The organism is Bacillus sp. MBGLi79, assembly GCF_002953915.1.
The window spans coordinates 642,640-650,306 of the sequence record NZ_CP026521.1 but is presented as its reverse complement, the minus strand read 5'-3'; the positions used below and the strand labels follow the sequence as shown (position 1 = coordinate 650,306).

Sequence of the window (7,667 nt, the reverse complement as noted above, 5' to 3'; positions counted from 1 at the left end):
CATCAATGATAAAAAAAATAGGGGGATACGGTTTATCGTTATTCTTGATACCAATAATATTCTTTCATTCCGCTAATCCATGCCCTACAAATATAGAAGTACACTCACTTACTACATGATTGCCATGTAATACGGCAAATCCAAAGCCTTTTGAAGAAAACTGTGAGACAGAATCCCAATACTCCTCATAATAAGCGCTGTTAAAAGCAGTGCTGTTTGACATGATGTCTTCATCTATTCTTTTCAATACAAGCCCCTTTGGAAGTTCAAAAGGCGGTTTAGAGGGTTTTTGCCGAAAAGAAAATGCCATTCTCCTCATTTGGTTCATGTCATCTTTCAATATGGTTTTCAGTACGCTATCCCATCGATCACTGGAAGAAAACAGGGTAAATCGTTTTGTTGATTTCGCTTGTTTTTCATAATATTCAGCAATGAAATCATTAAAAACTTGATTCTCCGGGTCTCCCGCAATAAAATAAATGCCTGATTTCGTTCCTATAAAAAACGATTTAGGGCAAGTTTGGTCATCTACATAAACAGCTCCCGGAATGGCTTGGTCTAATATTGAATAGACAAATGTGGGACAATATTTGTCAGCAAACGTTGTTTTTAAGCTGCTATATTTTTCTTTCGTTAATTCCTTCAAACAAACAACCCCTTTACAACTCTTCTCCTTCATGATTCTGTTAACAAAATCAATTTTCCTCCGTCACAAGCTAAATAACTTCTCTGTTACGGATCTCAGACAAATGAAAACAAAAAACAGGTCTCTGCACTCAGCTCGCAGACACCTGTTGAACAGCACATTTATTCCCCAATTTCAGCAAACGGTCACTAATTTCAGCACGGATTGGAAAAACTTCTTCTGTTCCGTGTGCTTTTGCCGGATCATCAAACCCCCAATTTATCTGCTGCACCCCGCAGAGCGTAACAACGAAATCAGCATTGTTTAAAATGTTCGGATCAATGATATCCGTTGTTGATTTGAAATATCAATCCCTGCTTCTTTCAATGGCTTTGACAGCATTCGGATGTCATCTATGAGCCTCGATTGCTGCGCTGTACACATTCCACTTGTCTCCAAGTATTTCCCCCCCACCCTTCAGCCATTTGGCTGCGGCAAGAGTTACCTGTGCAATGTTTTCCTTGATATATTGACTTGTCCTTTTAGAAACAAGAATGGATGATCAGCAGCCAAATATACAGGCCGACAAGTGTGATCAATAAAGTGGGTATCGTGAGAATAATTCCTGTTTTAAAATACGTGCCCCAGGAAATCTTCATACCTTTTTGCGAAAGGACATGAAGCCATAATAATGTCGCCAAGGAACCAATCGGCGTTATTTTAGGCCCTAAATCTGAACCGATCACATTTGCATAAATAAGCGCTTCTCTCATCATCCCATGTGTATCTGTACCGGCAATAGCCAAAGCGTCAATCATAACAGTCGGCAAGTTATTCATAATGGAAGAAAGAATGGCCGCAATAAAGCCCATTCCAATTGTCCCGGCAAACATCCCGTGATCAGCTGCGGCTTGAATGACGTCTGAAAGGACATCAGTTAATCCGGCATTTCGGACACCATACACAACAACATACATGCCAATTGAAAAAAATACGATAGCCCATGGCGCTTCTTTCACCACTTTCTTTGTATGGACGGCCGGACTCTTTTTCGCAGCGATTAAAAAAATGATTGCAATACTGCCAGCTACCACTGATACAGGGATAGATAAAAATTCACTTACAAAATATCCAACCACCAGGAGCCCCAAGATATACCACGATAGTCTGAACATGTTTTGATCTTTAATCGCTTCAATAGGTTTCTTCACCTCAGACAGATCATAACGTTTTGGTATGCTTTTTCTAAAGAAAAGGTAAAGCACAATGATGCTCGCCAGCAGCGAAAACAAGTTCGGGACAATCATTCTGGATGCATATTCAATAAATGTAATATGAAAATAATCCGCTGAAACGATGTTGACCAAATTGCTCACTACTAATGGAAGCGAGGTCGTATCTGCAATAAATCCGCTGGCAATGATAAACGGAAAAACTAATTTTTCATTGAAATGTAATGCTCTGACCATTGCTAATACAATTGGTGTCAATATAAGAGCGGCACCGTCATTTGCAAATAACGCAGCGACGATAGCTCCTAATATAGATACATAAACGAACATCCGCACACCGTTTCCTTTTGCAGCCTTAGCCATATGAAGCGCTGCCCATTCAAAGAAACCGATATTATCAAGAATTAACGATATCAGTATGATAGCCACAAAAGCCAATGTCGCATTCCAAACAATCCCTGTCACAGTTAACACATCATGAAAATTGACAACACCTGCTACTAGAGCTAAAGCTGCGCCTCCACAGGCTGACCACCCTATAGATAAATTTTTCGGCTGCCATATGACCAATACTAGAGTTAATAAAAAGATGAATACCGCCAAAATCATTGATGTCAATCTAATGCCTCCTTACTGGCAACACGCTTGAGTTTCCTTTTGTTTGATTTGGTTTAACAATTCACCCTCCTGATCGATTTGATGTAAGATCAATTGCAATGTATCAAACTCAGGACATGAACCATTTATTGAATAATAACGCCATTGGCCTCTTCTGTCCTCATTCACAAACCCTGCGTTTTTTAATTTTCGCAAATGCTGGCTTATTTCGAACATATCAACCAATTGACAGACACGATATTCTTGTTCAAGAAATCATTTCATCATTATAAGCCTTGTTTGATCACTAAGTGTTTTTAAACAGCGAGTCATCGCCGCAACATCAATAGTCATATGCACTCGTCCTTCACAACTCGTTATATAAGCAACAAATGTCTATACATTCCCCTTTACGTTTCTTTAGACAGCGCTCTGTTTGTCTAAACGAAAGCATGAGTCTCTCCCCGCGTTTTTTTAGCGCCTCCGCCATTATATAAACTATTATTTATATAAACAATCCCTTATATTTGGAACATCAAAGCTTTTTGATTCCTTAACACCAACCTCATTCTGAAAGCCCTTTGCATTGCTTCATTACACATTAGATTTGATTATTTTGACATTGAAGAATGCCATTTTATTTGTATGGGACCGGCTGTTTTCAATCATGATCCAGATCATGATAAAAATGAGACGATTTCAAGTTGCAGGGAGTGGTCATTCAGCCAATGCTGAATATAGACGGAGCATCCGGTCATAAAAAAAACAGGCCTCTTTAGAGGCCTGTTTATACTGCAAGTATTTTCTCCATTGCCATGACATCTACAAAATGGCCGTTAATTTCTCCCTGTTCTTTGAAGGCTTTCTGTACCAAATCCTTCATGTAGCTTGAACTCCCTTAAACGCATTCATCACCAAATCATGCACATAGGAGTCATTCACCTCGTCCCCTGTTATAAGCAGACGATAGAAAATCGGTCCGTATATGAGATCTATACTTACTTCAATATCAAGATTCTCTCTCAATTCACCTTTTTGAATTCCCTTTTCTAGAAGGCCTTTCGCTTGGAGGCGGCGAGGCTGGAAAAATCGTGTGCGATATTCTTCTGCCAATTTTTCATCCAACTGCCCTGCCCCTATTAATTCCTTAATAACGGTACCTTCCCTGCTGGTCAAAAACCTTGCTAAATTCGTGGCATGGGTTACTATATCATGTACTGACGACCCTGTATCAGGCACAGGCAGCCTGTCCGTCGCGGTCGAAAGAAAGCTGTCCATGATAACGGCAGCCTTGTTAGACCACCATTTATAAATCGTTGCTTTACTCACTTTCGCACGCTCGGCAATTTTATCGACTGTCACCGCATCGAAGCCTTTTTCCAGCAATAGGTCATAGGCTGCAGAGAGAATCGCCTTATGTGTTCCTTCATCACGCGGCCGCCCTCGTTTACTCTGCACATAAATCATTCCTTCCCGAAATATAAACGATACGTTCAGTATACTTAACCGGAATAAAAAAAGAAAACAGAAACCTATTTACAAAACTGAACGTTTAGTATATCATTTTCCTTAATAAACAAAACTAAACGTTCAGTTTAGAAATTAACATGAGAGAAGTCATGATTACACTCAAAAACCACTTAAAAAGGAGTTCATTCTTATGGCTAATGGAAACAAACAAGCAGGTCAGAAGATCTCACCCAGTTTAACCCTTCTTCTCGCAACGGCATGCGGTATCATTGTTGCTAATCTTTACTATGCACAACCCTTGGTCGGATTAATTAGTAAGGCAATTGGACTTTCTCCAAGCAGTGCTGGATTGGTTGTCACACTAACCCAAATCGGATACGTTGCCGGCTTACTATTTCTCGTCCCTTTAGGAGATATTATCGAAAACAAAAAACTTGTCGTTGCATCGCTCCTGCTAAGCGCAGCGGCTTTGACACTAACAGCATTTGTGAAGCATGGAGCACTGTTTTTAGCAGCTTCATTTTTCATCGGATTGGGGTCAATCGCAGCCCAGGTGCTTGTTCCATTTGCATCATACCTTGCATCAGACGCTGCACGCGGCCGGGTTGTTGGCAATGTCATGAGCGGCTTATTACTCGGTATTATGCTTTCTCGGCCGATATCCAGTCTAGTCGCTGATATTTGGGGGTGGAATGCAATATTTGCTTTGTCTGCCGTGGTAAGTGTTGCCCTGGCCATCTTATTATCAAAAGTGCTTCCTGCCAGAAAACCAACAGCCAATACAAACTATACGGCATTACTCGGTTCAATGTGGAAGCTGCTGCGCACGACTCCAGTCTTACGCCGCCGTGCCATCTATCATGGATTTGTATTTGGAGCTTTCAGCTTGTTTTGGACGACTGTTCCTTTATTATTGTCCGGTCCTGCTTTTCATTTTTCTCAGAAGGCAATAGCACTCTACGCATTGGTAGGCATTGCGGGTGCAGTCGCTGCACCAATAGGCGGCCGTCTGGCTGATCGCGGCTTGACCCGGATTGCCACTGGAATCGCACTCGGTGTTGTCATTGTCTCTTTATTACTGCCGCTCCTGATTCAGAGCAGCTCCCCCGTCGGCATAACAGTTCTAGTGGCTGCCGCTATTCTGTTAGATATGGGCGTATCTGCAAACCTTGTGCTCAGTCAACGTGCCATTTTTTCGTTGGCGCCTGAAATTCGCAGTCGATTAAACGGATTATTCATGGCAATCTTCTTTCTAGGAGGTGCTATAGGGTCATCTATTGGAGGATGGGCATATGCCACAGGCGGGTGGAGTACAGCATTATGGATTGGTATCGCTTTTCCGGTCATCGCTTTGCTTTATTTCGCCACAGAGAAATAATCTTTCACCAAAATGGCTTATTTTTGGCAGAAAAAATACCAAGGGTTTTGACACCCTTGGTATTTCTATAATTCAGGCCTTCACCGGTTACACCCACAAAACCCTCAAGAGTGTTTTTGATTATATGTACCGGTGGCATGTCAGTTACCGCTTTTTTCTAATGATGATTGAGATTTCTAAAATTGCTGCCCTTCACTTCAGCTACATCATACACGGTAACAAAGGCAGTTTTATCAATATCATTAATAATTTCCTTTAGTTTGGTCTCTTCTAAGCGGTTGATGACACATGTGATTTCTTTAAATTTCTCGTGGGAAAAACCCCCGTAAGCTTCTTTATATGTGGCGCTTCGGCCTAATTGTTCACGTATTGTCTCTACCATTAATGCGGGTTCTGTTGTAATGATTTGGAAGGTTTTGGACCCGCTTAAACCTTCCTCAACAACATGAATCACTTTGGATGCAATGTAGTAAGCAATGACTGAAAGCAACGCCCCTTGTAAGCCAAATACTGTGGAAACAAAAATAAACACAAAAAGGTTTAAGAATAGGATGAGATCGCTCGTTCCAAACGGCAGTTTTCGGGATAGCAGCACAGCAAGCATGTCAATGCCATCTAATGCGCCGCCATTACGCAGCGCCAGCCCCATTCCGAATCCAAGGATAATCCCGCCGACAACGGTAATTAACAGGGTATCTCCTTCTATGATAGCGGGTGTGTGGTGGAAAAAGCTTGTCCCCGCGGCAAGCGATATGATTCCGATAATTGATAATAATGCAAAGCTTTTCCCAATTTGCTTATATCCTAACCAGACAAATGGAATATTGATAACCGCAATCAAAATCCCCAGCGGCAAGTTGAAGAGCTGTGAACCAACGATGCTCAGACCCGTTACCCCTCCATCGGATACACTGTTTGGAATGAGTACTGTTTCTAGTCCATATGCCGCTATGATTCCTCCAATGATAACCATGATGATTTGGAAAATCATTTTCGCTTTAAATTTCTTATGTTTTTTGGGTGTATTCATACCATTCCTCATTTCTCTTATATTTCGTTATATTTAAATATACCATAATAGTTATTTTCAGCTAAAAACATGCGTTTTTTTAAATAAAGTAATTAACAGTAAGGTAACCCTCTTTGAATGAGAACATTCATGTACGCGGCCGAGAGAACTTGCCCCCTCAGATTTACCCGCCAGGCCCTTCAAACCTCAACACCGAAAATCCTGGTTGATTCTGATATGATACTTAAAAAAGGAGGGTTAATGACAATGAATAATCTTTGCCGCAGTCAACAAGCCCCGTTTGAATACACCTTATCTCTTATAGGGGGAAAATGGAAAATGAGAATTCTCTATGAGTTAGGGTGTGAAAAAACGATGAGATACGGCGAGTTGAAAAGGGCTATGCCCTCCATTACCCATAAAATGTTAAGCGCACAGCTTAAAGAGTTGCAAACTGATGGCCTTATTCATCGGTCTGAGGTTTCTCAAACACCTCTGAAGGTAGAGTATTCGTTATCTGACAGAGGGCTGTCTTTGTATCCCCTTATAGATGAAATGTGTAAGTGGGGAATGGCACAAGGAATGCCTCATACGTAAAAGCTACTTACAAAAAAGTGCGTACTTGTTTCCCAATGAGAGGAATTTTATACTGAATGAAAATATTTCTTAGGAGGAAAAAATGACAAAACAAGTCTATATCATTCATGGCTACAGAGCCTCCTCAACAAATCATTGGTTCCCTTGGCTGAAAAAACGTCTGCTCGCAGATGGGGTCCAAGCAGACATTTTAAACATGCCTAATCCGCTCCAGCCAAGACTTGAGGATTGGCTGGATACACTCTCTTTATATCAGCACACTTTACATGAAAATACGTATTTGGTTGCGCACAGCTTAGGGTGCCCCGCCATTTTGAGATTTTTAGAACATATTCAATTACGAAAACAGCTTGGCGGAATCATCCTTGTTTCCGGCTTTGCCAAATCGTTGCCCACTTTACAGATGCTAGATGAATTTACACAGGGATCGTTTGATCATCAAAAAATCATCGAGTCCGCGAAGCATCGTGCTGTCATAGCTTCTAAGGACGACCAAATTGTGCCTTTTTTATTCAGCAAGGATCTGGCACAACAAATTGACGCTGCGTTATATGAAGTTCAGCACGGAGGTCATTTTCTAGAAGATGAGGGATTTACTTCTTTGCCTATTGTTTATGATGTTTTAACCTCTTATTTTTCAAAAGAAACTTGCTAAAATCTTTCGCCTGCTTTAGGAAAGCGGGCTTTCTGAGTTATCGTTTTATCAATACGGATAATTCACCTTCAAATACTTTTTCTTCTTTTTGATTATAAGTAGAT

The 7,667-nt window shown here is 41.0% G+C and carries 6 protein-coding genes and 4 pseudogenes; 3 read left to right on the top strand and 7 right to left on the bottom strand.

Annotation, left to right across the window (positions count from 1 at the left end; all coding sequences use genetic code 11):
• Positions 1–79: 79 nt before the first annotated feature.
• The 5 genes and pseudogenes from C1T29_RS03395 to C1T29_RS03380 form a co-directional block, all read right to left on the bottom strand.
• A pseudogene (locus tag C1T29_RS03395) lies at positions 80–679 on the bottom strand (GNAT family N-acetyltransferase); the annotation flags it as partial.
• A 97-nt stretch (positions 680–776) separates the two neighbouring features.
• Positions 777–1,110: pseudogene (locus C1T29_RS24665) on the bottom strand (arsenate reductase).
• A gap of 57 nt (positions 1,111–1,167) precedes the next feature.
• A complete protein-coding gene (locus C1T29_RS03390) occupies positions 1,168–2,475 on the bottom strand; it encodes an arsenic transporter (RefSeq protein WP_071582098.1) in 1,308 nt (435 codons plus the stop codon).
• Between the two features lie 12 nt (positions 2,476–2,487).
• Positions 2,488–2,808: pseudogene (locus C1T29_RS03385) on the bottom strand (ArsR/SmtB family transcription factor).
• 525 nt (positions 2,809–3,333) lie between these two features.
• Positions 3,334–3,912, bottom strand: coding sequence for a TetR/AcrR family transcriptional regulator (locus tag C1T29_RS03380; protein ID WP_080488103.1), 579 nt, complete (start codon positions 3,910–3,912; stop codon positions 3,334–3,336).
• Between the two features lie 202 nt (positions 3,913–4,114).
• Between C1T29_RS03380 and C1T29_RS03375 the strand changes: the two genes are divergently transcribed.
• Positions 4,115–5,302 (top strand): MFS transporter, encoded by a 1,188-nt coding sequence (locus C1T29_RS03375; RefSeq protein WP_103749732.1) that lies wholly within the window; start codon positions 4,115–4,117, stop codon positions 5,300–5,302.
• A gap of 157 nt (positions 5,303–5,459) precedes the next feature.
• On the opposite strand, the gene C1T29_RS03370 is transcribed toward C1T29_RS03375, so the two are convergent.
• Positions 5,460–6,332 (bottom strand): YitT family protein, encoded by an 873-nt coding sequence (locus C1T29_RS03370; protein WP_014662926.1) that lies wholly within the window; start codon positions 6,330–6,332, stop codon positions 5,460–5,462.
• A 246-nt stretch (positions 6,333–6,578) separates the two neighbouring features.
• Here C1T29_RS03370 and C1T29_RS03365 point away from each other — a divergent pair, with 246 nt between their 5' ends.
• Positions 6,579–6,908, top strand: a complete 330-nt coding sequence (locus tag C1T29_RS03365) for a winged helix-turn-helix transcriptional regulator (RefSeq protein WP_071582096.1) — start codon at positions 6,579–6,581, stop codon at positions 6,906–6,908.
• An 82-nt stretch (positions 6,909–6,990) separates the two neighbouring features.
• On the top strand, positions 6,991–7,563 hold the full coding sequence (locus C1T29_RS03360; RefSeq protein WP_071582095.1) for an alpha/beta hydrolase: 573 nt from the start codon (positions 6,991–6,993) through the stop codon (positions 7,561–7,563).
• A gap of 37 nt (positions 7,564–7,600) precedes the next feature.
• On the opposite strand, the pseudogene C1T29_RS24660 reads toward C1T29_RS03360, so the two are convergent.
• Positions 7,601–7,667, bottom strand: a pseudogene (locus C1T29_RS24660) (hypothetical protein); the annotation flags it as partial.

Bases quoted from the DNA above. Each gene is read 5' to 3' on its own strand.
- C1T29_RS03375 (WP_103749732.1), top strand. From the start codon at position 4,115: ATGGCTAATGGAAACAAACAAGCAGGTCAGAAGATCTCACCCAGTTTA.
- C1T29_RS03370 (WP_014662926.1), bottom strand. From the start codon at position 6,332: ATGAATACACCCAAAAAACATAAGAAATTTAAAGCGAAAATGATTTTC.
- C1T29_RS03365 (WP_071582096.1), top strand. From the start codon at position 6,579: ATGAATAATCTTTGCCGCAGTCAACAAGCCCCGTTTGAATACACCTTA.
- C1T29_RS03360 (WP_071582095.1), top strand. From the start codon at position 6,991: ATGACAAAACAAGTCTATATCATTCATGGCTACAGAGCCTCCTCAACA.